15 protein-coding genes are annotated in these 26,623 nt (G+C 71.2%); 14 read left to right on the top strand and 1 reads right to left on the bottom strand.

The window, feature by feature from the left end:
* Positions 1-105 precede the first annotated feature (105 nt).
* The 5 genes from FE256_RS11315 to FE256_RS11295 all read left to right on the top strand — a co-directional run bounded on the left by FE256_RS11315 (position 106) and on the right by FE256_RS11295 (position 10,913).
* On the top strand, positions 106-858 hold the full coding sequence (locus FE256_RS11315; protein WP_138175664.1) for a 5-oxoprolinase subunit PxpA: 753 nt from the start codon (positions 106-108) through the stop codon (positions 856-858).
* 17 nt (positions 859-875) lie between these two features.
* Complete coding sequence (locus FE256_RS11310) at positions 876-2,447, top strand: 5-oxoprolinase subunit B/C family protein (RefSeq protein WP_171024307.1); 1,572 nt, start codon at positions 876-878, stop codon at positions 2,445-2,447.
* Positions 2,448-2,716: 269 nt separating this feature from the next.
* On the top strand, positions 2,717-6,211 hold the full coding sequence (gene rpoB, locus FE256_RS11305) for a DNA-directed RNA polymerase subunit beta (RefSeq protein WP_138175662.1): 3,495 nt from the start codon (positions 2,717-2,719) through the stop codon (positions 6,209-6,211).
* A gap of 41 nt (positions 6,212-6,252) precedes the next feature.
* Entirely contained in the window at positions 6,253-10,128 is a 3,876-nt protein-coding gene (gene rpoC / locus FE256_RS11300; protein ID WP_138175660.1) for a DNA-directed RNA polymerase subunit beta', read from the top strand.
* Between the two features lie 185 nt (positions 10,129-10,313).
* Positions 10,314-10,913: a hypothetical protein gene (locus FE256_RS11295; protein ID WP_138175658.1), complete on the top strand. Its 600-nt coding sequence runs from the start codon at positions 10,314-10,316 to the stop codon at positions 10,911-10,913.
* A gap of 7 nt (positions 10,914-10,920) precedes the next feature.
* Here the strand turns inward: FE256_RS11295 and FE256_RS11290 are convergent, their stop codons facing one another.
* On the bottom strand, positions 10,921-11,514 hold the full coding sequence (locus FE256_RS11290; protein WP_138175656.1) for a hypothetical protein: 594 nt from the start codon (positions 11,512-11,514) through the stop codon (positions 10,921-10,923).
* 126 nt (positions 11,515-11,640) lie between these two features.
* Here FE256_RS11290 and FE256_RS11285 point away from each other — a divergent pair, with 126 nt between their 5' ends.
* The 9 genes from FE256_RS11285 to FE256_RS11245 all read left to right on the top strand — a co-directional run.
* Positions 11,641-12,699 carry an ABC transporter gene (locus FE256_RS11285; protein WP_138175654.1) on the top strand — a complete coding sequence of 353 codons (1,059 nt, stop codon included), beginning with the start codon at positions 11,641-11,643 and terminating at the stop codon, positions 12,697-12,699.
* Between the two features lie 11 nt (positions 12,700-12,710).
* Positions 12,711-13,193 (top strand): DUF6121 family protein, encoded by a 483-nt coding sequence (locus FE256_RS11280; RefSeq protein WP_138175652.1) that lies wholly within the window; start codon positions 12,711-12,713, stop codon positions 13,191-13,193.
* A gap of 54 nt (positions 13,194-13,247) precedes the next feature.
* Positions 13,248-13,910, top strand: a complete 663-nt coding sequence (locus FE256_RS11275) for a spermidine/putrescine ABC transporter substrate-binding protein (protein ID WP_138175650.1) — start codon at positions 13,248-13,250, stop codon at positions 13,908-13,910.
* A gap of 98 nt (positions 13,911-14,008) precedes the next feature.
* The gene (locus FE256_RS11270; RefSeq protein ID WP_138175648.1) at positions 14,009-15,145 is read left to right on the top strand and encodes a serine/threonine-protein kinase; all 1,137 of its coding nucleotides are present in this window, start codon (positions 14,009-14,011) and stop codon (positions 15,143-15,145) included.
* Positions 15,142-21,105: an Ig-like domain-containing protein gene (locus tag FE256_RS11265; RefSeq protein WP_138175646.1), complete on the top strand. Its 5,964-nt coding sequence runs from the start codon at positions 15,142-15,144 to the stop codon at positions 21,103-21,105. Before FE256_RS11270 ends, FE256_RS11265 begins: the two co-directional genes overlap by 4 nt.
* A 30-nt stretch (positions 21,106-21,135) precedes the next feature.
* Positions 21,136-22,101: an AAA family ATPase gene (locus FE256_RS11260; protein WP_138175644.1), complete on the top strand. Its 966-nt coding sequence runs from the start codon at positions 21,136-21,138 to the stop codon at positions 22,099-22,101.
* 43 nt (positions 22,102-22,144) lie between these two features.
* Complete coding sequence (locus FE256_RS11255) at positions 22,145-23,521, top strand: DUF58 domain-containing protein (protein WP_138175642.1); 1,377 nt, start codon at positions 22,145-22,147, stop codon at positions 23,519-23,521.
* Complete coding sequence (locus FE256_RS11250; RefSeq protein ID WP_138175640.1) at positions 23,518-26,013, top strand: transglutaminase TgpA family protein; 2,496 nt, start codon at positions 23,518-23,520, stop codon at positions 26,011-26,013. The genes FE256_RS11255 and FE256_RS11250 overlap by 4 nt, the downstream gene beginning before the upstream one ends.
* On the top strand, positions 26,010-26,623 hold a 614-nt coding region (locus tag FE256_RS11245), incomplete at its 3' end, for a DUF5684 domain-containing protein (protein WP_252370987.1). The genes FE256_RS11250 and FE256_RS11245, both read left to right, overlap by 4 nt.

Below are 26,623 nucleotides of genomic sequence, written 5' to 3'. Positions count from 1 at the left end.
CCCCCGCCCCCATCGCGTGAGGGGTCAAGAAGTGTCGCCTCCGGGTTGCCCGGGCGACACTTCTTGACCCCTCACGTGCGGGACAGGGGGGGGTAGCGTGGCGGGATGCGGGTGGACCTCAACGCCGACCTCGGCGAGACCGTCGACGGGATGCCGACCGCCGACGACGAAGCGATGTTCGCGGTGATCTCCAGCGCGAACGTCGCGTGCGGGGGCCACGCCGGAGACGCCGACTCGATGCGCGCCTCGGTGGAGCGCGCCGCGCGCTTCGGCGTCGCCGTGGGGGCGCACCCCTCGTACGACGACCGCGCGAACTTCGGACGCGTGCGCCGCGACCCGCCGCCGTCCCAGCTGCGGGCGAGTGTCGCCGCGCAGCTCGACGCGCTCGCCGCCGCCGGGGCCGACCTGCGCTACGTCAAACCCCACGGCGCGCTCTACCACGCGGTCATCGACGACGCGGCGCAAGCCGGGGCCGTGGTCGCCGCCGTCGCCGACCACTCGGCGAGGCTCGGCCGGGCCCTACCGGTGCTCGGGCTCCCGGGCGCGATCGCCGAGGCCGCGGCATCCGCGGGTCTTCCGTTCGTCCACGAGGCGTTCCTCGACCGCGGGTACGAGTCGACCGGCGGGCTGGTGCCGCGCGACCGCCCGGGAGCGCTCGTCGACGACCCGGCGCGCGTCGCCGACCGCGTCGTGCGACTCGTCCGGGAGGGGACGGTCGACACGGTCGACGGCGGCCTGCTCGCCGTGGATGCCGCGTCCCTGTGCCTCCACGGTGACACCCCGGCGGCGGTGGCGATCGCCCGGGCCGTCCGGGCCGCGCTCGACGCCGAGGGGATCTGGGTGCGCGCGCCGTGGTGAGCGTGCGGCTCCGGCCGATGGGCGAGCGGGCCGTCCTCGCCGAGGTCGACGACCTCGACGCCGTCCTCGCACTGCACGCCGCGCTCGCCGCGGATCCGCCCGACGGCGTCGACGACCTGGTCCCGGCGGCCCGCACGGTGCTCGTCGCGTTCGACCCCGCCCGTCTCAGCGCCGCCGCCGTCCGGACGTGGGTCCTCTCGGCCGGGAGCGCGAACGCGGCGGCCGTGCCGCCCGGACCGCTCGTCGAGATCCCCGTCCGCTACGACGGCCCGGATCTCGACGAGACCGCGGGGATCCTCGGCATCCGTCCCACCGACCTCGTCGCCCGCCACGCGGCAGCCGAGTGGGCCGTCGCGTTCACCGGTTTCGCCCCGGGGTTCGCCTACCTCGTCAGCGCGGCCTGGCCCGGGAATGTCCCCCGGCTTCCGCAGCCGCGGACACGCGTCCCGGCCGGATCCGTCGGCCTCGCGGGGGAGTTCACCGGGGCGTACCCGCGCGAGACCCCGGGCGGCTGGCGCCTCATCGGGACCACTGACGCTCCGCTCTTCGTCCCGGATGCCACCGACCCGGTGCTCCTCGCCCCCGGTGCCCGGGTACGGTTCGTGCCGCAGCGCGCGCGTGTCTCCGCGGCCGGGGCAGTCGCTGCGGGAGGAGATTCGGCCGGCGGAGGAACGGATGCGGCGGCGGCGCCCTCCGCGGCCGGAATCTCCTCCCGTCGCCTCCCGCCGCACGGCGACCCGGCGCTGCACATCCTCGCCCCGGGCGCCTTCGCGACGGTGCAGGATCTCGGACGCCCCGATCGCGCCGCTCTCGGCGTCGCCCGCTCCGGCGCGCTCGATCGAGCGTCGCTTCGCATCGCCAACCGCCTCGTCGGCAACGAGGACACGGCCGCGGGCGTCGAGATCGTGCTCGGCGGCTTCCGCGCCCGCGTCGTCCGCGACACGTGGATCGCCGTCACCGGTGCTCTCGCCGACATCCGCGTCGCCGGAAGAGCGGTGGATGCCTACGCTCCCGTGCTCGTTCCCTCCGGTGCCGAACTGAGCATCGGGGTGGCCCGCGCCGGGGCGCGGCTCGTCCTGGGGATCCGCGGCGGGGTCGCGGCATCCGTGTTCCTGGGGTCGCGGTCGACCGACGTCCTGGCCGCGCTGGGGCCGGCACCGCTGCGCGCCGGGGACGTGCTGGGCGTGGGGGAGGTGCCGCACCCGGTTCCCGTCGTCGACGTCTTTCCCTGGTCGGTCCCGGGCTCGCTGATCGACGTGCCGATCGCGCCGGGTCCGCGCGCCGACTGGTTCACGACCGACGCGCGGCGCACGCTGGCCGGCGCGACCTGGACCGTGTCCGGCGACGCCGACCGTGTCGGCATCCGTCTGGACGGCCCGGCGCTCGACCGCGTCCGGCATGACGAGCTCCCGAGTGAGGGCATGCGTCCGGGAGCCCTGCAGGTGCCGCCCCACGGGAGGCCGGTCGTCCTGCTCGCGGACGGCCCGGTGACCGGGGGATACCCCGTGATCGCGGTGGTGACGGATGCCGGCCTCGATCGTCTCGCGCACGTGCGGCCCGGTGATCGCCTGCGTTTCCGCGGTTCGTGAGGCCGATCCGGGGAATCCCCGGCGGCCGTGCGCGGTTATACCGCAGGTACGCAAAGTCGTCAAGAATTCGACTGGACACGGCGCGTCCTCCCGCGTATGCTTGGACTTTGCGCTCCTCGATTCCCCCTGCCCTCATATGGTGGTCGGCTGAGCCTGTCCGTCCCCGCTTCACCGCGGTGTGCGACGAGCAGGTTATCGGGGCAGGAACGCACTCCACCTGACGACAAGGAATCACGAGCCCCTCGCCCGGGCTTCTGGAGGTTATTCCCTTGGCTGCTGCGAGCAACGCATCCACCACCACCCCGAAGAGCGGACGCGGCGCATCCCGCCTCTCGTTCGCGAAGATCTCCGACAAGCTGACCGTTCCCGATCTGCTCGCCCTGCAGACCGAGTCGTTCGACTGGCTGGTCGGTAACGAAGCCTGGAAGGCCCGGGTCGCCGAGGCTCAGGCCGTCGGTCGCACCGACGTCCCCGAGATCAGCGGTCTCGAGGAGATCTTCGAGGAGATCTCGCCCATCGAGGACCTGAGCGAGACGATGCAGCTCTCGTTCACGAACCCCTACCTCGAGCCCGAGAAGTACTCGATCGAAGAGTGCAAGGAGCGCGGCAAGACCTACGCCGCCCCGCTGTACGTCGAGGCCGAGTTCATGAACCACCAGACCGGTGAGATCAAGACCCAGACGGTCTTCATGGGCGACTTCCCGCTCCAGACCGACAAGGGCACGTTCATCATCAACGGCACCGAGCGTGTCGTGGTGTCGCAGCTCGTGCGTTCGCCCGGTGTCTACTTCGACAAGACGCCCGACAAGACCTCCGACAAGGACATCGTGTCGGCTCGCGTGATCCCCTCGCGTGGTGCCTGGCTCGAGTTCGAGATCGACAAGCGCGACCAGGTCGGCGTCCGCATCGACCGCAAGCGCAAGCAGTCGGTCACCGTGTTCCTCAAGGCCCTGGGCCTGACGAGCGAGGACATCCTCGCCGAGTTCGCCGGCTTCGACTCGATCGAAGAGACGCTCTCCAAGGACACGATCCTCACGAAGGAAGATGCGCTCCGCGACATCTACCGCAAGCTCCGTCCGGGCGAGCAGGTCGCGGCCGAGGCCGCCCGCGCGCTGCTGGACAACTTCTACTTCAACTCCAAGCGCTACGACCTGGCCAAGGTCGGCCGGTACAAGATCAACCAGAAGCTCGGCCTCGACAAGCCGCTGAGCGACTCGGTGCTCACCGTCGACGACATCGTCGCCACGATCAAGTACCTCGTGCGTCTGCACCGCGGCGACTCGGTGTTCGACGGCGTGCGTCACGGCCAGGCCGCCGAGATCCGCCTCGACGTCGACGACATCGACAACTTCGGCAACCGTCGCATCCGCGCGGTCGGCGAGCTCATCCAGAACCAGGTCCGCACCGGTCTGTCCCGCATGGAGCGCGTCGTCCGCGAGCGCATGACCACGCAGGACATCGAGGCCATCACGCCGCAGACCCTGATCAACGTGCGCCCCGTCGTCGCCGCGATCAAGGAGTTCTTCGGAACCTCGCAGCTCTCGCAGTTCATGGACCAGAACAACCCGCTTGCGGGCCTGACCCACAAGCGTCGCCTCTCGGCGCTGGGCCCCGGTGGTCTGTCCCGTGAGCGTGCCGGCGTCGAGGTCCGTGACGTCCACCCCTCGCACTACGGCCGCATGTGCCCCATCGAGACGCCGGAAGGCCCGAACATCGGTCTGATCGGTTCGCTCGCATCGTTCGCGCGCATCAACGCGTTCGGTTTCATCGAGACCCCGTACCGTCGCGTCGTCGACGGTCGCGTGACCGACCAGATCGACTACCTCACCGCGAGCGAAGAGAGCGACCACATCGTCGCTCAGGCCGGTGTCGCCCTCAAGGCCGACGGCCACTTCGTCGAGGACCGCATCCTCGCCCGTCGCGGTCAGGGTGGCGAGGTCGACCTGTTCCCCGTCGACGAGATCGGCTACATGGACGTCTCGCCGCGCCAGATGGTGTCGGTGGCGACCTCGCTCATCCCGTTCCTCGAGCACGACGACGCCAACCGCGCCCTCATGGGTGCGAACATGCAGCGCCAGGCCGTTCCGCTGGTGCGCAGCGAGTCGCCCGTCGTCGGTACCGGTATGGAGGGCTTCGCCGCGATCGACGCCGGCGACGTCGTCACCGCCGAGAAGGCCGGCGTCGTCCTGGAGGTCTCGGCCGACGTCGTGACCGTCCAGCTCGACGAGGGCGGCACGCAGGACTACTTCCTCCGCAAGTTCGACCGCTCCAACCAGGGCACGTCGTACAACCAGCGCGTGGTCGTCTCCGCCGGTGAGCGCGTCGAGGTCGGCGAGGTCATCGCCGACGGTCCCGCGACCGAGAACGGCGAGCTCGCCCTCGGCAAGAACCTCCTCGTGGCGTTCATGACGTGGGAGGGTCACAACTTCGAGGACGCGATCATCCTCAGCCAGGACCTCGTGAAGGACGACACGCTCTCGTCGATCCACATCGAGGAGTACGAGGTCGACGCGCGCGACACCAAGCTCGGCAAGGAGGAGATCACCCGTGACCTCCCCAACGTCAGCCCCGACCTGCTGAAGGACCTCGACGAGCGCGGCATCGTCCGCATCGGTGCCGAGGTCCGCCCCGGCGACATCCTCGTCGGCAAGGTCACGCCCAAGGGTGAGACCGAGCTGTCGGCCGAGGAGCGTCTGCTCCGCGCGATCTTCAACGAGAAGAGCCGCGAAGTCCGTGACACCTCGTTGAAGGTGCCCCACGGCGAGCAGGGCACGATCATCGCCGTCAAGGAGTTCAACGCCGAGGACGGCGACGACGAGCTCGGCTCGGGCGTCAACCGCCGCGTCGTGGTCTACATCGCCCAGAAGCGCAAGATCACCGAGGGCGACAAGCTCGCCGGCCGCCACGGCAACAAGGGTGTCATCGCCAAGATCCTCCCGATCGAGGACATGCCCTTCCTCGCCGACGGCACCCCCGTCGACGTCGTGCTCAACCCGCTCGGCATCCCGGGTCGAATGAACTTCGGTCAGGTCCTCGAGCTCCACCTCGGCTGGATCGCCCAGCAGGGCTGGAAGGTCGAGGGGACGCCCGAGTGGGCGACGAACCTGCCCGAGGTGGCTCGCGAGGCCGCTCCCGGCACCAAGGTCGCCACCCCGGTGTTCGACGGCGCCTTCGAGGACGAGATCGCGGGTCTGCTCGACTCGACGATCCCCAACCGCGACGGCAACCGCCTGATCGACTCGACCGGTAAGACCGTGCTGTTCGACGGTCGCCACGGTGAGCCCTTCCCGGCGCCCATCTCGGTCGGCTACATGTACATCCTGAAGCTGCACCACCTCGTCGATGACAAGATCCACGCGCGCTCGACGGGCCCGTACTCGATGATCACGCAGCAGCCGCTGGGTGGTAAGGCGCAGTTCGGTGGTCAGCGCTTCGGTGAGATGGAGGTGTGGGCCCTCGAGGCCTACGGTGCCGCGTACGCGCTGCAGGAACTCCTCACGATCAAGTCCGACGACATCCTCGGCCGCGTCAAGGTCTACGAGGCGATCGTCAAGGGCGAGAACATCCAGGAGCCCGGCATCCCCGAGTCGTTCAAGGTGCTCATGAAGGAGATGCAGTCGCTCTGCCTGAACGTCGAGGTCCTCTCGGCCGACGGCACGGCGGTCAACCTCCGTGACACCGACGACGACGCCTTCCGCGCCGCAGAAGAGCTCGGTATCAACATCTCCAGCCGCTTCGAGTCCTCGTCCATCGACGAGATCTGACCCGGCCAGGCAACGAACAGAATTCCGACACAGGAGAACCAGTGCTCGAATCAACCACTTTCGATCAGCTTCGTATCGGCCTGGCCACCGCCGACGACATCCGTCGTTGGTCCTTCGGTGAGGTCAAGAAGCCCGAAACCATCAACTACCGCACCCTGAAGCCCGAGAAGGACGGTCTGTTCGGCGAGCAGATCTTCGGGCCCTCCCGCGACTGGGAGTGCGCGTGCGGCAAGTACAAGCGCGTCCGCTTCAAGGGCATCGTGTGCGAGCGCTGCGGCGTCGAGGTCACCAAGTCCTCGGTCCGTCGTGAGCGCATGGGCCACATCGAGCTCGCCGCGCCCGTCACCCACATCTGGTACTTCAAGGGCGTGCCCTCGCGCCTCGGCTACCTGCTGGACATGGCGCCGAAGGACCTCGAGAAGGTCATCTACTTCGCCGCCTACATGGTCATCTCGGTCGACGAGGATGCTCGTCACCGCGACCTGGCGACGCAGGAGAACAACATCCGTCTCGAGCTGAAGACGCTCGGCGACCGGCGCGACTCGCGCATCGCCGCTCGTCTGGCGAAGCTGGAGGAGGAGCTCGCGGCTCTCGAGGCCGAGGGTGCCAAGGCCGACCAGAAGAAGAAGGTCAAGGACGCCGCCGAGAAGGACATGACCTCGATCCGCAAGAACGCGGACGAGCAGATCGCCAAGCTCGAGCGCGTGTGGGAGGACTTCCGCACGCTCGAGGTCGGCGCCCTGAAGCCCGAAGACGACGTCTTCCACGAGCTGCAGGACCGTTTCGGTCAGTACTTCGAGGCCCACATGGGTGCGGAGTCGATCAAGCGTCGCCTGGAGATCTTCGATCTGCAGGCCGAGGCCGACAGCCTCCACCTGCAGATCTCCGAGGGCAAGGGTCAGCGCAAGATCCGCGCGATCAAGCGTCTGAAGGTCGTCAACTCGTTCCTGCAGACCGGCATGTCGCCGGCCTCGATGGTGCTCGACGTGGTTCCGGTCATCCCGCCGGAGCTGCGCCCGATGGTCCAGCTCGACGGTGGCCGTTTCGCCACCTCCGACCTGAACGACCTCTACCGTCGTGTGATCAACCGCAACAACCGCCTCCGTCGCCTGATCGACCTCGGTGCCCCCGAGATCATCGTCAACAACGAGAAGCGCATGCTGCAGGAGGCCGTCGACGCCCTGTTCGACAACGGTCGCCGTGGTCGCCCCGTCACCGGTACCGGTAACCGCGCGCTGAAGTCCCTGAGCGACATGCTCAAGGGAAAGCAGGGTCGTTTCCGTCAGAACCTGCTCGGAAAGCGCGTCGACTACTCGGGTCGTTCGGTCATCATCGTCGGACCCCAGCTAAAGCTGCACCAGTGCGGTCTGCCCAAGCAGATGGCGCTCGAGCTGTTCAAGCCGTTCGTGATCAAGCGTCTGATCGACCTCGGGCACTCGCAGAACATCAAGGCCGCCAAGCGCGCCGTCGAGCGCTACCGTCCCGAGGTCTGGGACGTGCTGGAAGAGATCATCCGCGAGCGTCCCGTGCTGCTGAACCGTGCACCCACCCTGCACCGTCTCGGCATCCAGGCGTTCGAGCCCCAGCTCGTCGAGGGCAAGGCGATCCAGCTGCACCCGCTCGTGTGCGCGGCGTTCAACGCCGACTTCGACGGTGACCAGATGGCCGTCCACCTGCCGCTGTCGGTCGAGGCTCAGGCCGAGGCCCGCGTGCTGATGCTCGCGTCGAACAACATCCTGAAGCCGTCGGACGGCCGCCCGGTGACCCTGCCCTCGCAGGACATGATCATCGGCCTCCACCACCTCACCACCCTCAAGGAGGGTGCCGTGGGCGAGGGTCGCGCGTTCGGTTCGGTCGGCGAGGCGATCCTGGCCAAGGACGAGGGCACCCTCGACCTGCAGGCCAAGGCGCGCATCCGCATCCCCGGTCTGACGTTCCTCGAGGGCCAGGCCCCCGAGGGCTACGACCGTCACGGTCTCGTGGATGCCTCGCTCGGCCAGGCGATCTTCAACGACACGCTCCCCAAGGGCTACCCGTTCGTCCGCGAGCAGGCCGACAAGGGCAAGCTGTCGCAGATCGTCAACAAGCTCGCCGAGGAGTACCCCAAGGTCGAGGTCGCCGCTTCGCTGGACCGCATCAAGGACGCCGGTTTCTACTGGGCCACGCGTTCGGGTGTGACGGTCGCGCTGAGCGACATCCTCACGCCCCCGAACAAGGGCGAGATCGTCGCGGGCTACGAGAAGCAGGCCGCGAAGGTCCAGGCGCAGTACGAGAAGGGTCTGACCACCGACGCCGAGCGTCGCCAGGAGCTCATCAAGATCTGGACCGAGGCCACGGATGCCGTCCAGAAGGCGATGCGCGACAACTTCCCGGCCGACAACACCATCAACCGCATGGTGTCGTCGGGTGCGCGTGGTAACTGGCTGCAGATCCGCAACATCGCGGGTATGCGCGGCCTGGTGAACAACCCCAAGGGTGAGATCATCCCGCGTCCGATCATCTCCTCGTACCGCGAGGGTCTGTCGGTGGCGGAGTACTTCATCGCCACGCACGGTGCCCGTAAGGGTCTGGCCGACACGGCCCTCCGTACGGCCGACTCGGGCTACCTGACGCGTCGTCTCGTCGACGTCTCGCAGGACGTCATCATCCGCGAAGAGGACTGCGGCACGTCGAAGGGCCTCGAGCTCCCGATCGCCGCGGTCGACTCGAGCGGCACGCTCGTCAAGGACGCCAACGTCGAGAACTCGGTGTTCGCTCGTACGCTCGCCACGGCGGTCGTCGACGCGCAGGGTACGGTGCTGGCCGAGGCCGGCGACGACGTGGGCGACGTGCTCATCGACAAGCTGGTCGCCGGTGGGGTCGAGACCATCAAGGTCCGCTCGGTCCTCACGTGCGACTCGGCCGTCGGTGTCTGCGCGAAGTGCTACGGCCGTTCGCTCGCGACCGGCAAGATCGTCGACATCGGCGAGGCCGTCGGCATCATCGCGGCCCAGTCGATCGGTGAGCCCGGAACGCAGCTGACGATGCGTACCTTCCACACCGGTGGTTCGGCCTCGGCCGACGACATCACGCAGGGTCTGCCCCGTGTGCAGGAGCTGTTCGAGGCGCGTACCCCCAAGGGTGCCTCGCCGATCGCCGAGGCCGATGGCCGCATCACGATCGACGAGACCGAGAAGGCCAAGAAGGTCATCCTCACGCCTGACAACGGCGACGAGCCGGTGGTCTACCCGGTCCTCAAGCGTGCGACCCTCCTCGTCGAGGACGGTCAGCACGTCAAGGTCGGCGAGCCCCTCCAGGTCGGAACGCTCGACCCCAAGGAGGTCATGCGCGTGCAGGGTGCCCGCGAGGTGCAGAAGTACCTCGTGAACGGCGTCCAGGGCGTGTACCGCTCGCAGGGTGTGCCGATCCACGACAAGCACATCGAGGTCATCGTGCGCCAGATGCTGCGCAAGGTCACCGTCGTCGACCACGGCGACACCGACCTGCTGCCCGGTGAGCTGGTGGACTTCAAGCGCTACCAGAACATCAACCGCGAGACGGTCGGCGAGGGCAAGCGCCCCGCGTCGGGTCGTCCCGAGCTGATGGGTATCACCAAGGCGTCGCTCGCGACCGAGTCGTGGCTGTCGGCCGCGTCCTTCCAGGAGACCACCCGCGTCCTGACGCAGGCGGCCATGGAGGGCAAGAGCGACCCGCTGGTCGGCCTCAAGGAGAACGTCATCATCGGAAAGCTCATCCCCGCCGGAACGGGACTTGCGAAGTACCGCAACGTCACGGTCGAGGCGACGGAAGAGGCCAAGAGCGAGCGGTACCCCAACCGCATCTTCGCCTCGGACGGCGCGTACAGCGACGCCGACCTGAGCTACGTCGACTTCGACAGCTTCTCGACGGACGACTTCACGCCCGGTACGTACAACTGATCGAAGACAACTGATCGAGGGATGCCGCACCCCGGTGCGGCATCCTGATCGACGAAGGTCCCCGGCTCGCGCCGGGGACCTTCGTCGTTCCCGGCGGGTTTCGGGCGGGTCACGTGTGCCCTCCGCGGCGTGTCGAGGTGCGGGACTCACGGTGCGGGTCGCCTACCGTGGTCGGGGAGGAACGGATGGCACGAGTCGGGGGACGCAGCGCCTGGATCGCGTGGCCGGCGGGCGTCGTGTGCGCTGCCGTCGTGGCCGCGCTCCTCGTGCTGGCCGCGCCGGGTGTTCCGGGGGCTGTGACCTTCGTCGGCGACACGCTGCGGACCGGGTCGACGACGCCGCCCTACACCGACGCGCCGCGCGTGCCGGGCCCGGCCGAGACCTGCCGTGACCTGTACACGCAGCCGATGTGGTCGGCGCTGGTGTGGTCGCCCGAGGCCCTGCTGAACCAGCGGCGAACCGCGGCGCTGTCCACTCCCGAGGCGGTGGGCGCTGCCGCGGCGACGCCGGTCGTCACCTGCCACTGGCGGGGGGACGGCGGCCGGTGGCTCGAGACCAGCGTGGCCATCGTGTCGGCCCAGGGTGCGGCCGCCGTGACCGCCACGCTGAGCGAGCAGGGTTTCGCGTGCGCCACCGCGGGCGACACGGTCCACTGCCAGCGCGAGGCCGGCGGTGTGGTCGAGGTGCACGACCTGCGCGGCGACCGGTGGGTCTCGTCGACCTTCTCGGGCTGGATGCCGGACGGCTACGCCGGGGTCGTGGCATCCCGCGCCTTCGGCGAGTGACCCGGCCTCAGCCGAAGATCGACGCGATGATGCTCGCGGTGTAGCCCGTGGGCGCGAGGTTCGAGTACTGCGTGTCGATGAGCACGTCGTCGCGCCAGAAGAGCGTGCGGCCGTCGTTGACCGGATAGGTGTCGTTGATCCAGGTCTTCTCGCAGCGGGTGCCCTCGTCGGGCGTGTAGCAGCTGAACCCCTGCGTCGTGACGAGGTCGTTGAGCATGTCGAGCGCGGGACCGCGGTCCATGCGCGTGATGCGGGTGACGAGTCCGGTGGTGTCGGCGGCGGGGTCACGCCAGATGCAGATGAGCGAGCCGTCGGGTTGCGCCCCGGACGGGCCGAGCGCCGGGTCGTTCAGGGGCACCGAGCCGAGCTGCGCGAGCACGTCGGCCGACAGCAGCGCGCGGCAATCGGTGGGGATGGATGCCGCCACGGCAGTGGGCGTGATCGTGGGGATCGGGGTGCCCGCGGGAGTACGCGACTCGATCGGGGATGGCGCCGTCGGCGCCGGGTCGCCGCTCTGCTCGGGCGCGCACGCGCCGAGCGTGAGGGCGGCGGCGATCGCGATGACTGCGGCGAGGGCCGCTGACGACGATCGACCGGGCATGCAGCCACCCTAAACGGAGCCGCCGACACGGTCGAGACCGACACACGACGGCACGCCTCCGCGGTGCGAGGGCCCGCGCGGGTTAGCCTGACGCAGCACGATATCTGCGCGCGTGAGGAGACCCCGATGAGCGACCCCCAGTCGTACGGCGACCCCGTCGACGAGCCCAAGGACGAGGCGCACGACGTCGTCGGACGTGCCCACGAGGGGCTCGCCGACGCTGAGGCTGCCCGTCGCGACGCGGTCGACCCCGAGGCGCCTGCCCCGGTGGCGGCCGAGGGCGAGTCCGGTCCGGACTCCGCGACCGCGGCTTCCGCCGCGCCCGCGACCACGGTGCACGACGCTTCCCCGGTGGAGCCGCGCAGCCAGACCGCTGTCTCCGCGCCCGTCGCGGACCGCTCCGTCGACCTCGACGACGAGGATGCCCGGTGGGCCGCCTACGCCGCGTCGGCCGAGCCGGAGTCCGCCACCGCGGCGCACACCGCCGCTCCCTCGGCGCACGACGACCGCGGTGCCGAAGCCGCGCTGCCCGCTGCGGCAGCTGCTGCCGGTGCCGCCACGGCGACCTCCGCTGCTCCCTCGCCGGATGCCGACGCGACGTACCCGATCGGCGCTGCGCAGCCGATCTTCGTTCAGGCGCCCGAGGCCCCGCGCCCCCGGGGCAATCGCGGTGCCGCCGGCGCCATCGGACTCCTCGCGACCCTGGTGTTCGCCGTCCTGTACCTCGCCGCCACGCTCGGGCTGGGGCTCCTCCTCGGCACGATCCAGACGGACGGCCTCGTCGACGCCGCCCTCGCAGCGCTGACGACCTTCACGCTGTGGGTGCCGACCGTGGCGTTCTTCGTGGGCTTCTGGTTCCTCGGTGCGATCATCAACCGCGGTGGCTGGGGTCACTGGGTGGTCTGGGGTCTGCTGGTCGGCGTCATCTCGTGGGGCGGCTACCTCCTGGGCGCGCTGTTCGCGGCACCGTTCTGGCTGCTCACCGCGCGCCAGGGTGTCGACCTGCTGCAGGAGAGCGTGCTCGCCCCCCTCGCGATCGTGGCGTTCGTCCTCGGCCGCGAGCTCACCATCTGGTTCGGGTCGTGGGTGGCCAAGCGCGGTCGCCGCGTCACCGAGATCAACGACGAGGCGCAGCGCGAGTACGAGCGCACGCTCGAGGCCGGTCCTCAGCTCGCTCAGCGCTGAGACCGGATGCCATGACGGATACGCCGCGACCGGCGGGGGTGACCCCGCCGGTCGCGGTCGTTTTCGCGACGGTGAGCTTCCTGGCCCTGGCGATCGGTGGTCTCGGCGTCGCGAGCCTTCTGTTCGACGCCGACGTCATCCCCGTCCGTGGCCTCGGTCCGCTTCCCGGGGTGGCCGGCATGCTGCTGGCCCTCGCGGGATTCGCCGGTGTGCTCCTGTGGGGACTGCGGGCGGTGCCGCCCGGCTTCCTCACGGCGGTGCCGTGCGCGATCGCGGCGTACGTCGGCGAGATCCTCGGGATCGCGCTGGGAGCGGCGGTGACCGGAGGCGATATCGCCCGCGGCCTCGCCGCCGCGGGCGCGGTGGCGCTGGGCTGGCCCGGAGCCGTGATCGCGTTGGCAGGACTGCTCGCCGGGGCCTTCGGCGTGCTGCTCGCGCGCAGCCGGGGCGAGGGGCCGCGGTGGCGCTGGGAGCGCGACGAGGAAGATCGCTGATGGTCGGGCCGTGGCATCCGCCCGCAGCGCCCGGTGTCGGGCTAGCGTAGGGGCGTGGAGCGGTCGCTCGAGACCCAGGTCGGCCAGGCGGTGGACGCTTGGCTCGCTTGGCTGCCCCGGTGGGAGCCCGCGAACCATCGCGGACGCATCGCCCCGTGTCGCCGGTGCTTCGGTTCGCCGGTGCTCTCGGCGGCCGGTCTCGGCTCGGACGTGCCGCACGGGGTGCAGCACGGGCTGTCGACCCGCGTGAAGACGATCGTCGACCACGCCGTGGCCGAGTACACCTCGCGCAACCTCCCGATGCTGCAGACCGAGCTCGAGCAGCAGGCCGCCCGCAACCGGCGCCGCTCGTATCGCCCGGCCGAGGGACTGGAGCCCGAGTTCGAGGGCATGCCGCTGGACCCCGAGCCCGAGCCGGGCGCTCCGTTCCTCTTCACGCTCACGGGTCTGGCGGCCGAAGATGACGCCGCGATCCCCGCTCTGCCGCCGCTGTCGGATGCCGCGAAGGCGGCGCTGCGGCAAGAGGTCGGCCTCGCCGACGACTACGCCAACATGATCGGGCGCGAGGTATGCGCGGTGCTGCTGCATCATCGGCTCCGCATCCAGGCCGCCGTCGCCGAATACGTCGAGCCCCAAGTGGCCGCCATGCTCGACGACCTGTCGCGGTCGTTGGACGCCCCGTTCGATCCGCGCGACCCGGGGCCGCTGGCATCCTGAGCCTGTGGACGGCCCCGGCCCACCGGTTCGGAGCTTTGTTAGCATTGCCGGGTTGTCCGCCCGTTCGGTTGCGGACAGGGGTTCCGGGGAGGTGCACGATGCCGCAGCGCCTGCCCTCGTCACCCCCGATCCTCCCGGGGCTGGCATACATCCGTCCGCTCGGGTCCGGCGGCTTCGCCGACGTCTTCCTCTACGGGCAGGACATGCCGCGCCGCGACGTGGCCGTGAAGGTCCTCCCGAGCGACGTCCGCGACGCGGATCTGCTGGGCATGTTCAACGCCGAGGCCGACGTGCTCGCCCACCTCTCGGCGCACCCCTCGATCGTCACCGTCTACCAGGCCGGGATCTCGGCCGACGGTCGGCCGTACATCGTGATGGAATACTGCCCCGGCTCGCTCGCGCAGCGCTACCGGGTCGAGCGGATGCCGGTCGCCGAGGTGTTGTCGATCGGCGTGCGCATGTCGGGCGCGCTCGAGTCGGCGCACCACGCCGGGCTCGTGCACCGTGACGTCAAGCCGAGCAACATCCTCGTGACGACGTTCGGGGCTCCCGTGCTGGCGGACTTCGGCATCTCGTCGTCGCTGGTGCGGCAGGGGGCGGACGAGATGCTCGCGATGAGCGTGCCGTGGAGCGCGCCCGAGGTCATCGCCGAGCAGACCGCCGGAACCGTGTCCAGCGAAGTGTGGAGTCTCGGGGCGACGGTGTACTCGCTGCTCGCAGGCCACAGCCCGTTCGAGCGCCGCGAACGCGGACAGAACTCCCGCGAGCAGCTGCGTCGCCGGATCGCCCGCGCCTCGTACACCGACATCTCCCGCACCGACGTGCCGCCGTCGCTGCAGGCCGTGCTCGCGCGGGCCATGTCGCGCAATCCCGCCGACCGGTTCGCGAGCGCACGGGAGCTCGGTGAGGCGTTGCAGAAGGTGCAGTCCGAGCTCGGGCTGCCCGCCACTCCCCTCGAGGTGCCCGCGGCCGAGTGGGCGCCGACCGCGCGCGCGGTCGACTTCGCCGACGGCACGCTCCGCGGCCCTGCACGCTCGCGCATCGATCGCGAGGGGGTGCGCAAGCTCCGCGGCTCCTCCGGCGTCGCGGGTCTGGCCCGGGATGAGGACACCGACATCTCGGCCCCGACGCGTCCCGCCCACCGCTTCCTGCCGTGGGCGCTCGCGGCGGCCACCCTCGTCGTCGCGAGCGCGGTCGTCCTGGCCGCGCTCCTGGCCACCGGGGTGCTCCGATGAAACGTCGCACCCTCGCGGGTCTGGCGGCGACGCTCGGCGCCGCGGCGCTCGTGATCACGGCGAGCATCGTCTGGCCAGGGCTGGATGCGCAGGAGACCCCCGAAGTCGACACGTCCGTGTGGGCGCTGCAGACCGGGGAAGGTCAGCGCTACGCGCGCGTGAACACCACGGTGGGCGAGCTCGACACCGTGCGCACGGCGGGCAATCCGAGCGCGGTCGCCCAGGGCCCCGACGGCGCCTATCTCTTCACCGACAGCTACAGCAAGCTCACCCGCATCGACGAGGCGCAGCCGGTCGATCTGCAGGAGGATCAGCTCGAGTCCGCCCCCGAGACGCCCGCGGGGACGACCTCGGTCGTGACGGCCGGCGATTACGTCGTCTACCGCACCGACACGGGTGCGGTCTTCGCCAGCCGCCTCAGCCGTGCGGGGCAGTCGGTCTCCGAGCTCGATCCGTTCGGGACGGCGGGCGACGACGACGCCCGCACGTACACCGCGGATGCCGTGACCGTCGACGATCGCGGGATGCTCTTCGCCTACTCCTCGGCCGACGGCTCCGTGATCCGGTACGACATCGAGGCCGACGAGCTGAAGGGGCGCGACGCGCTCGACGCCGACGCGGCCGCACCGGTGCTCACGGCCGCGGGAGACCAGTGGGTGCTCGTCGACGCCGATGCGGGGCGCGTGTGGGTGCGCGGTCAGGACCCGGTCGACCTCGACACCGCGGAGCAGCTCGTCGTGGGCGACCCCGACTCCCGCGCCCGCGTCGTGTATCTGGCCGACGAGCAGTCCCTGTGGAGCATTCCCGTCGACGGCGGTGAGCCGCGACGCGAAGTGGGCGCCGGCGGCACCGTGCTGGGGCAGCCGGCGAAGCCGCTCGCCCACGGCGGCGTCGCTTATGCGGCGTGGCTCCTGCCCGGCGACGCCCGCGGCACGCTGTGGCGATCGGATGCCGGCGAGACCGACCTCGATTACGCCGGGGTCACGATGCCCGATCAGCGTCGGCCGATGTTCGTCGCGACCGATCACGCCGTCATCCTGAACGAGACGCGGACGGGCTGGGTGTGGACGGTGCCCGACGGCGCGCTCGTGGCGTCGAGCCAGAGCTGGACCCTCGACGACCGCACCGAAGAGGCCGCCGTGCAGAGCGATGAGCAGCTCAGCGTGGTGCTGGACCCCAAGCCGCCGATCGCCGAGCCCGACGGTTTCGGCGTGCGCGCGGGGCGGCTGGTGACCCTGCCGGTGCTGCTGAACGACCACGACCCCAACGAGGACGTCCTGAGCATCGTGGGCGAGAGCGTCACGGGCCTGGATCCCGGCTTCGGCAGCCTTTCGGTGACCGACGACGGCCAGCGCCTCGCTGTCCGCGTCGCGGCCGGAGCGACGGGCACGGCGACCTTCTCGTATTCCGTGACCGACGGGACCGCGGCCGACGGGCTCACCTCGGCCCCGACGACGGTGACCCTGACCGTCTCGCCCACCGAGTCCAACGCCGCTCCGGTGTGGTGCGGCGTCGAGAAGTGCCTCCAGCCGTGGCCTACGCCCGAAGTGGCGCGCGGCGGCACGATCACCGTGCCCGTTCTCCCCGGGTGGGTCGATCCCGACGGCGACCCCCTGCTGCTGCTGTCGGTCGACAACCCCGGCGGCGTCGGCAGCGTGGCATCCACCCCCGCCGGCGAGGTCGTCTACCAGCACTCCGACGACGGATCGGGCGGGGAGCAGACGATCCAGCTCGACGTGACCGTCGCCGACACCGCGGGGGCGACGACGACCAAGCCGTTGCTGATCCGGGTCGCTCCGGATCCGGCGCTCTCGGTGCAGTCCTTCGCCGTCGTCGACACGGCCGGCTCGGCGCTCACCGTCGATGTGGGCCCGCACGTGACGGGCACCGCCGGTGACGTCACCATCGGGTCCGTGCGTGTCCTCGATGACGCCGCGGCGTCGGCCACGATCGTCGGCGGCACGACGACCTTCGACTTCACGGCCGCGCAGCCCGGCGTCTACCGGGTCGACTTCACCGTCGCGGGAGCCGGGCGCACTGCCACGGGCACGGCCCGCATCACGCTCCTCCCCGCTGATGCCCCGGCCCAGCTGTCGACCGCGCCCGTCGTGGCATTCGTCCGCCCGCAAGAGGACGCGACGCTCGATGTGTTCGCTGCGGTGTCCAACCCCACCGGCCGGGTCCTGTTGCTGAGCGACGTCGTCGCCACCGCCGAGGACGGAGCCTCGCTCACCGTCGACACCGTGGGGCAGAACGACCTCCGCGTCTCGGGAAGCACCGCCGAGGGCGGGGCGGGGCTCCTCGGAACCGTGGCGTACACCGTCAGCGACGGCACCGACGACGAGGGCTCCCGTGTCGACGGCGAGGCCACGGTGTACCTTCTTCCGCCCGCCCCCGAGATCGCCCCGATCGCGGTCGATGACACGGTGACCGTGCGCGCCGGTGTGCAGGTCGACATCCCGGTCCTCGACAACGACGTGTCCCCGGCCGGCGGACGTCCGACCCTCGACCCCGCCACGGTCCAGGCCGCCCCCGCCAGTGACGGCCTCGCCTTCGCGTCGGGCGGTGTCTTGCGCTACCTGGCCCCGACGACGCCCGGCAGCTACGAGGTCACCTACCGCGTGTACACGACCGGCACGCCCTCTCTGTGGGACGAGGCCACGGTCCACGTCACCGTGCTCGGATCCGAGGCCAACCGCGCCCCGGTGCCCGACACGCTGCAGGGGCGGGTGCTCAGCGGAGGCCAGACCACGATCCCCTTCCGCGGCTTCGGCGTCGACCCCGACGGGGATGCGGTCGTGCTCGACCGCATCGTGACCCAGCCCGACCGCGGGACCGCCTCGATCTCGGCCGACGGGGCCTCCCTCGTGTACTCCTCGGTGCCGGGCGATCGCGGTCAGGTGTCGTTCCGCTACCGCGTGGCCGATTCCTCCGGCGCGACGGGAGAAGGCACGGTGCGCATCGGAGTCCTGGATGCCGAGGCCAACCCGAGCCCCATCACCTTCACGGACTACGTGCAGGTGCAGACCGGACCCGACAGCCGCATCCGGGTCAGCCCGCTCGCCAACGACATCGATCCCACTCAGGGACGCCTCTCGCTCACCGCGGTGCGCCCCGATCTGCCCCGCACGCTCGTTGACGGCAGCGACAACCCCGAGTACGCGCGCCTGGAGTCCATGATCGAGACGACGACCGAGACGGGGGTGGTCCTGCGTGCCGGCGAGGCTCCGGCGACGATGTCCTTCCTGTACGACGTCGAGTCCGATTCCGGCAACACCGGCCGCGGCCTGATCGTGGTGAAGGTCGTGCGCGAGAGCGTCCCCGACTTCCCGGTGGTCACCGACACGGTGCTGACCCTCGAGGATCGCGATCAGTTCGTCTCCGGGGTCGACGTCCTCGACGGGCGGGCGACGTGGTCGGGTGGCGACGTGGCGGATCTCCGTGTCTCGCTGTGGGGCGAGCCTGCCGGGGTGAACCTCGACGGTCGCCGCATCTCGGGCGAGCTCCCCGCGACGCGGCGGATCATCCCCTTCGTCGTCTCGGGCACCGTGGGGGGAGAAGACGTCACGACGTATGCCTTCGTCCGGGTCCCCGGCGACGACGATCTGACGCTCGCCCTGCGCCCGGGCTCGGCTCAGCGCGTGGACGAACTCGCCTCGGTCGAGTTCGACATGGCATCCCTCGTCGCCGTCCCGCGCCGCGCCACGCTCGAGGTCGGACCCGAGGTCACCACGACCGGCGTCCGCGCCGAAGGGCGCTGCACCGTGAACGGGACGGTCGTGCGGTACGACGCCGGGACGGGGTCCCCCTGGACCGACGCCTGCCAGGTGCCGGTCCGCGTCGCGGGGACCGAGGAGTGGACGCTGCTGTCGGTCCCGATCGGGATCGTCGCCCGCGAGCCTCAGCCCGAACTGCGCCCCGGCTCGCTGACCGTCGGCCCGGGCGAGACGGCGACGTTCGACCTGCGCAACATGACGACCTGGCAGCTGGGCCGTGAGGACTGGGCGGGCATCCGCTACGCCCTCGACTACTCCGGATCGGCGTTCTCGTCGGTGACCCTCGACGGCTCGGTCGTGACGGTCACCGGCGCGGACCGCGCCGTCCCCGGCGGCGAGAACGCGGCGATCGTGACGGTGACGAGCCATCGAGCGGTCGCCCCGGCTCGCTTGCTGCTGCGCGTCGGCGCGGCCCCCTCCACGCTTCCGCAGGGTGGAACCACGACGTTGCAGTGCTCGCAGGCCTCGGGCTCCAGTTGCACCATCGATGCCGTCGGCCTCCCCGGCGAGGTCAACCCCCTCCCGCGCACCCCGCTCGAGGTCGTGGACGTGCGCCCGACGAGCGCGTGCACGGGCGTCGGCTTCGAGGTCGCCTCGAACGCGAGCGTGCGGGCGTCCTGGACCGCCGACGCCCCGGGTGCCACGTGCGCGGCCAGCGTCACCCTGCGCGACGCCCAGGGGCGATCGACCGCGGGCTCGCGCGACGCGCGCGTCGTGCTCGACCTCCAGGGCTTCCCCCGCGCCCCGGCGAGCGTGCGGCAGACGGCCTACGCCGACGGCTCGCTCACGCTCCGCATCGACCCCGGCGAGGCGCGCCGGGCGTATCCGGCCATCTCCGGGTTCACCATCCGCTCGCGCGGCGAGGTCGTCGCGCAGTGCGGACCCGACGGCGCGTGCCCCCCGATCGGCGCTCCCAACGGTGAGCAGCGCGAGTACGTCGTCACCGCCGTCAACTCCGTCGGAGAGTCCCGCGGATCGGTGCGCACCACCGCCTGGGCGTACGACCCGCCCGCGCGGCCGCAATCGGCGGGCTTCACCCCCGTCGTGACCGGCGACGGCGAGGGCAACGTCGTCGACCTCGTGATCCGCGGCGTCGAGTCCGCCGAGACGGGGCAGCTCGAGATCCGCAGCGCCGCGGGCGAGACCCGCACCGTCAGCGTCGGCCGCAACCAGAACGATGTCCGCGTCGACGGTTTCCGGGTCGGCAGCAACGCCCGCACCGAGATCACCGTCACCCCGACCTCGCGCTTCGAGATCCCCGCGGGCCTCGGCGGCTCGGCCCAGGGCGGCGCGCTGGTGTTCTCGGCGCACGGGGTCGGTGCGCCGCTCGATCCGGTCATGACGATCACCTCGCGCTCGAGCGGCGACGGTATCTCGACGGTGACCGTCGAGGGCACCGCCCGCCAGAACGGCACGGACTCGCAGCTCCGCTACGGTGTCGTCGAGGGCGCGAACTGCCGCGTCGGCGACGGCGGTCCCCGACGCGAGTTCCCTGGTAAAGAGGACGGCGTCGCCTACACGTTCACGTTCTGCGTCGAGTCGAGCTACGACGGGACGTCCTACGGCACGAAGAGCGTGACCCAGGAGTACCGCGTCGCTCAGGACACCGCGGCCCCCCGCGGCTACACGTTCCGCGTCGGGTCGAATCCCGACATCGGCACCGAGGACGGCCGCCCGGTCGCTCGGTGGCGCATCTCCGGCATCCAGACCGGGAGCGAACCGCCGCGGTTCAACGACCCGAAGTACACGAACTTCGAAGGCAACCGGTCATCGGTCTTCGGCTCCGACCCGAACATCGGCGTCTACTTCCAGCACCGCTTCTGGGGCACGACCTCCGAAACAGGGCGGGTCGCGCCGGCCTCGGGCAGCGCGCCGTACCAGGTGCAGGCGAGCACGCGAGTGGCATCCTGTGTCGCCGGAGAGCGCCTCCAGGTGTCCTCGAGCGCGAGCAACGACCAGGCGACGCTGACGCTCGACCGTTCCGCGCTCCGCTACACCGACAAGAACGGCGCCGTACTCACTCCCGCCGAGGGCTCCGACCTCGTCCCCGCCGGGGCGACGAAGGTCACGAACGTCCGCGTCACCGTCGACTGGTCCGCGCGCGGCTGGGGCCTCGACTCCGCCGTCCTCGAGACCCAGGCGACCTGCCAGCCCGGCACGCCCGAAGCCGATCCCGAACCCTGATCCCCCCCCCACCGAGAGAGACTCACTGCCATGACGATCACCCAGGAGCAGGCGACCTGGTACGCCCAGACGTTCGCGCAGATCGCCGACAACGTCGAGCGCGCCGTGCTCGGCAAGCGCCACGTGGTCGAGCTCGTGCTCACGGCGATGCTCAGCGACGGCCACGTCCTGCTCGAGGATGTCCCGGGTACGGGGAAGACTTCGCTCGCGCGCGCGATCGCTCAGTCGGTGCAGGGCACCAACACGCGCATCCAGTTCACGCCCGATCTGCTCCCCGGCGACATCACCGGCATCACGGTGTACGACCAGAAGACCGGCACGTTCGAGTTCCACGCCGGGCCGATCTTCGCCAACATCGTCCTCGCCGACGAGATCAACCGCGCGAGCCCCAAGACCCAGTCGGCGCTCCTGGAGGTCATGGAAGAGGGCCGGGTCACGATCGACGGCGTCTCGCGCGAGGTCGGCGTGCCCTTCCTCGTCCTGGCGACGCAGAACCCGGTCGAGCAGGCCGGCACCTACCGGCTGCCCGAGGCGCAGCTCGACCGGTTCCTCCTGCGCACCTCCCTCGGCTACCCCGACCACGCGGCCACCGTGCGCATCCTCGACGGCGCGGCCGTCTCCACCGCGGACCTGCGTCCGATCATCACGCCGCAAGCCCTCGTCGGCATGGCCGATCTCGCCGCCGCCGTCTATGTCGACGCCCTGGTGCTCGACTACATCGCCCGACTGGTGGATGCCACCCGCTCGGCCGACGAGGTGCGCTTGGGCGTCAGCATCCGCGGCGCGCTCGCCCTGACCCGGGCGACCCGGGCGCGCGCGGCCGCTCAGGGGCGCACGTACGCGACGCCCGACGATGTGAAGGCGCTCGCCGTCGCCGTCCTGTCGCACCGGCTCATCCTGCATCCCGAGGCGGAGTTCGACGGGGTGACGCAGGAGGCCGTCGTGGGCCAGGTCCTGCTCGACACCGTCCCGCCGACGCAGCGCGAGAGCGCCTGAACGTGCGAGTCCCCCCGCTTCTCCGCTCGCGACGGGTGACGCCGTGCCCGACGTGAACCTCACCGAGTCGCGACTGACGCGGACCTCCGCGGCGACCGTCGGCACGGGGTCGCGCACATCGGTCACCTCGACGTCGACGCGGCGCACCCGCCGGCTCGTGCGCGCCGCGGTGCGCGCCGCCGAGGTGTGGCGCGCGGTCGTGGACGCCGTCGCCGCCGCGGTGCGGTGGGCGGGACGCACGGTGCGGCCGGCGGGCGCGGTCGTGGCGGTCGCCGCCACCGCGGGGCTCGCCCTCGGTCTCGTCTTCGGGTGGGTGGAGTGGGTCGTCGCGGGCGCGGTGGCTCTGCTGCTGCTGGTCATGAGCGTCCCCTTCCTCTTCGGCGCGCGTGCGTACGACGTCGACTTGACGCTCACGCACGAGCGGGTCGTCGCCGGCACCGGCGTCACGGGAGAGATCACCGTGCGCAACGACAGCGGGCGCCCGGCCCTCCCCGGACGGCTGGACATCCCGGTCGGTCGCGGACTCGTGGAGTTCGCGGTCCCGCTGCTGCGACCGGGGCACGGGGTGACCGAACCGCTGGAGATCCCGCCGCTCCCGCGCGGTGTCGTGCGCATCGGACCGGTCACGACGGTCCGCAGCGACCCGGTGGGACTGCTGCGGCGAGAGCACGCGTTCGACGACGTGCACGACCTGTTCGTGCACCCCCGCACGGTGGGCCTGCCGTCCACGAGCGCGGGGCTCGTACGTGACCTCGAGGGCAGCGCCACGCGACGCCTCGTCGACGCCGACATGTCTTTCCACGCGATCCGCGAGTACGTCCCCGGCGACTCCCGGCGCCAGGTGCACTGGAAGTCCACGGCGAAGACCGGGCGCCTCATGGTGCGCCAGTACGAGGAATCCCGGCGCTCGCGGATGGCCGTCGTCCTGGCCGCCGCGACGCAGGAGTACGCGGATGCCGACGAGTACGAGCTGGCGGTCTCGGCCGCCGCCTCGCTCGGCCTGCGCGCCGTCCGCGATGCCCGCGACATCGACATCGTGACCGGCTCCGAGATCCCGCGCGTCGTGAAAGGACGCCTGCGCGCGATCCGGCACGTCCCGACCGTCGCGCCGCGCGCTCTGCTCGACGGTTTCAGCGCCCTCGAGCGTCACGAGAACACGATGGCCGTCGAAGACGTCTGCCGCTTGGCATCCGAGGCCAATGAACGGCTCTCGATCGCTTTCGTGGTCGTCGGATCGGCCGTCTCGCTCACCCGACTGCGCCAGGCGACGCTGGCGTTCCCGGCCGACACGGCCGTCGCGGCGGTGGTGTGCGACGAGCGCGCGCACCCGCGCATGCAGAGCGTCGCCGGACTGACCGTCCTGACCATCGGCACGCTCGACGACCTGTCCGGTCTGCTCGTGCGCGGAGCGACCTCGTGAGCGCGCCGTCCCGGGCGACAGATCCGGCCCGCCTCTCGCGCGTCGTCGCGGGCGGGCTGTACACCGCCGTGTCCGTGGCGCTCGCCGCGGTCGCCGCGTGGCCGGTGTACGCCACTCCCGCCTTCGTGCTGCTCGTGGCCGCGGCCGTCGTGGCCTCGGCGGGCATCGTCGCCGTGAGCACGTGGTGCCGCTGGGGAGGAGGGGTGACTGCCGCGCTCGTGGCCGGTGCGTTCGCCGTTCTGGCCGTGCCGCTCGCGGTGCCCTCGCGTCTGGGGAGCCCGCTGGAGTTCCTGCGCGGCCTGGGCGAGGCGTTCTCCGGCGTGGCGCTGGCCTGGAAGGACCTCGTCACCGTCGACCTGCCCGTGGGCGACTACCGCAACCTGCTGATCCCCGCGCTCGTCGTCTTCCTCGTCGGTACGGCGGTGACACTGACGCTCGCGCTGCGCGGCGATCGCTGGGCGCTGGCGGCGGTGGTGAGCGGTCTGGCGATGACCGGGTTCGGCCTGTTCTTCGGTCGCACGTCCACGAGCGCTCCGCTGACGGTCGGGCCGCTCACTCTCGCGGCGCCGGTCGAGACCGCGGTCGGGGTCGGTGCGGTCCTTTCGGCCGTGCTGTGGTTGGCGTGGCGCACGCGCGACGAGCGCCTCCGTGCGCTGCGCCGGGCGAGCGAGAGTGCGACGGTGAGCCTGCCTCGGCGTCGCTCGCGCACCGACCGGCGCCGCGCGGCCCTGGGTGCCGGCATGCTCGTCGTTGCCGTGGTGGCCGCCGTCGCGGTCGTGCCGTGGGCCGTGAGGGATGCCGACCGCCGGGTGCTGCGGTCGGCGGCGGGTCCCGAACGGCAGATCGCCGAGGCGGTGAGCCCGCTCTCCGAGTACCGGTCGATGTTCTCCGACGCGCGGGACGACGACGTGCTGTTCCGCGTCTCGTCGACGGGCACGGCGCCCGAGCGCATCCGCGTGGCGACGCTCGACGTCTACGACGGCGAGGTCTTCCGCTCCTCCGGCTCCCGCCAGGGGTCGTTTGTGCGGGTTCCCGCGAGCCTGTCGGCGGGCGACGGCCGGGACGTGGAGACCGATGTCGAGATCGCGGATCTCGGTGGCATCTGGATGCCGACCGCCGGCCGTCTCGTCTCGGCGACGTTCGAGGGCGATCGGCAGAACGTCCTCGCCGATCGGTTCTACTACAGCGCCGACGCCCAGGCCGGCGTGCAGATCGCCGACGGCGGACTCCGCTCGGGCGACCGCTACCGCCTGTCGGCTGTCGAGCCCGCCGACGACGATCCCGCGACTCTCGTCGCCCCCGGCGTGGACGGCGGTCGCGCGGGCGGCGAGAACCTCCGGCGCTGGGTCGAGGAGCACGCCACCGGATCCTCGGGGGCGGACCTCGTCTCCCTCGTCCGTCTGCTGCGCGAGCGCGGCTACCTGAGCCACGGCCTGGCCCCCGCGGCGGGTGCGCCGGCCCCGACGTGGACGGCCGACCTTCCCGGCTACCAGCTGCAGCCGAGCGCCTCGGGACATTCGCTCGCGCGCATCGAGGTGATGTTCCAGCGCCTGCTCGAGCGCGAGGACGACCCGCGCGCGCAGACCTCGGGCAACTACGTCGCGGCCGTGGGCGACGACGAGCAGTTCGCCGTCGCCGCCGCGCTCATCGCGCACGAGCTCGGCTTTCCGGCCCGCGTCGTGGTGGGCACCCGGCTGAGCGCGAGCGATCCGGGTGTCGCCACGTGCGAAGCGGGGGAGTGCCGCGCGCGCGATCTCAGTGCATGGACCGAGGTGCAGGGCGACGACGGCCGCTGGGCGGCGATCGACGCGACCCCGCAGTGGGAGCTGTCGCCGAGCCTCGAGGTGACGCAGCAGCGCGATCCCGAGAACGTCACCGAGGTCCGCCCCGACACCGTCGACGAGGTCGTCCCGCCCGATCCGGTGCAGGAAGACAACGCCCTCACCGACGACGACACGACCGACGACGGGCTCGATCTCGCGTGGTTGTGGCCGATCCTCCGGGTCGCGGCGATCTCGCTCCTGGTCGTCCTGGTGTTCTTCGGTCCGTTCCTCGCGATCGTGGTGGCCAAGGCGGCACGCCGCCGCGGCCGTCGGCGCGATCCCGATCCGCGCGTCTCGATCGCCGGAGGGTGGGACGAGTATGTCGACGCCGGGCTGGATGCCGGCCGCTCCCTGCCTCCGTCCTCGACCCGGCGCGAGCTCGCCGCCTCCCTGGACACCCCGTCGGGGGTGAGGTTGGCGGACGACGCCGATCGCGCGGTGTTCTCGTCTCGAACGGTCACTGCGGACGAGGCATCCGAGTTCTGGCGGATCGTCGACGAGGACCGCCGCCTGCTGACGCGTCGCCACGGGTGGTGGCGTCGCGTGCGCGCGGCCGTATCGTTGAGATCGTTCCTGCGGTTCTTCGCCCCGCGCCCCACGCGCCGACGGCCGCCGCACCGCGACGAGAGGGGGACGCGCCCGCCCGCCGGCCGGCGCGAGACGACATGAACGATTCCACGGGTGTGATCCTCGGGGCGCTGACGCTGCTCCTGTTCGTGATCGTGTACGTCTGGTACGCGCTGGCTCTGGTCGCCCTGTTCACCAAGACCGGTGAGGCGACCTGGAAGGCGTGGGTCCCGGTGGTCAACGGGGCGACCGTCCTGAAGGTCGGCGGGTTTTCTCCGTGGCTGGTGCTGCTGAACCTCATCCCCCTGTTCGGCACCACCGCGTTCGTGGTCGTGTTCATCGTCGCCGTCCACCGCATCAACCTCGGATTCGATCGCGGCGCGGGCATGACGGTGCTCGGGGCGCTCATCCCGGTGGTCTGGGCCAGTGTCCTCGGCTTCGGCACCGCACGCTGGCAGGAGGCGTCCTCGGGTGCCCGCCGCGTCGGCGGAGTCGATGAGAACTCGGCTCCGGTGCGCCGCGGTCAGGACTTCGCCGGTCCCTACGTGCCCCTCGTCGGCGGCTGGACGCCGGAGCCCGCGCGTCCGGCCGGTGCCGGCGGCATGGTCGACGACGACGACGACGACGTCGCCGCCGAACCGATGTCCGAGCCGGTGCTGCTGCCGTTCGCCGCTCCGTCGGGCTCCCTGTCCGATGCCGTGCCCTCCCCGTC

The sequence above is a fragment of the Microbacterium sp. 5K110 genome (genome assembly GCF_005774735.1).
In the GTDB taxonomy this organism is placed as follows: Bacteria; Actinomycetota; Actinomycetes; order Actinomycetales; family Microbacteriaceae; genus Microbacterium.
Note: the sequence above shows the minus strand (reverse complement) of the source record. Positions and strands in the feature narration are given on the sequence as shown.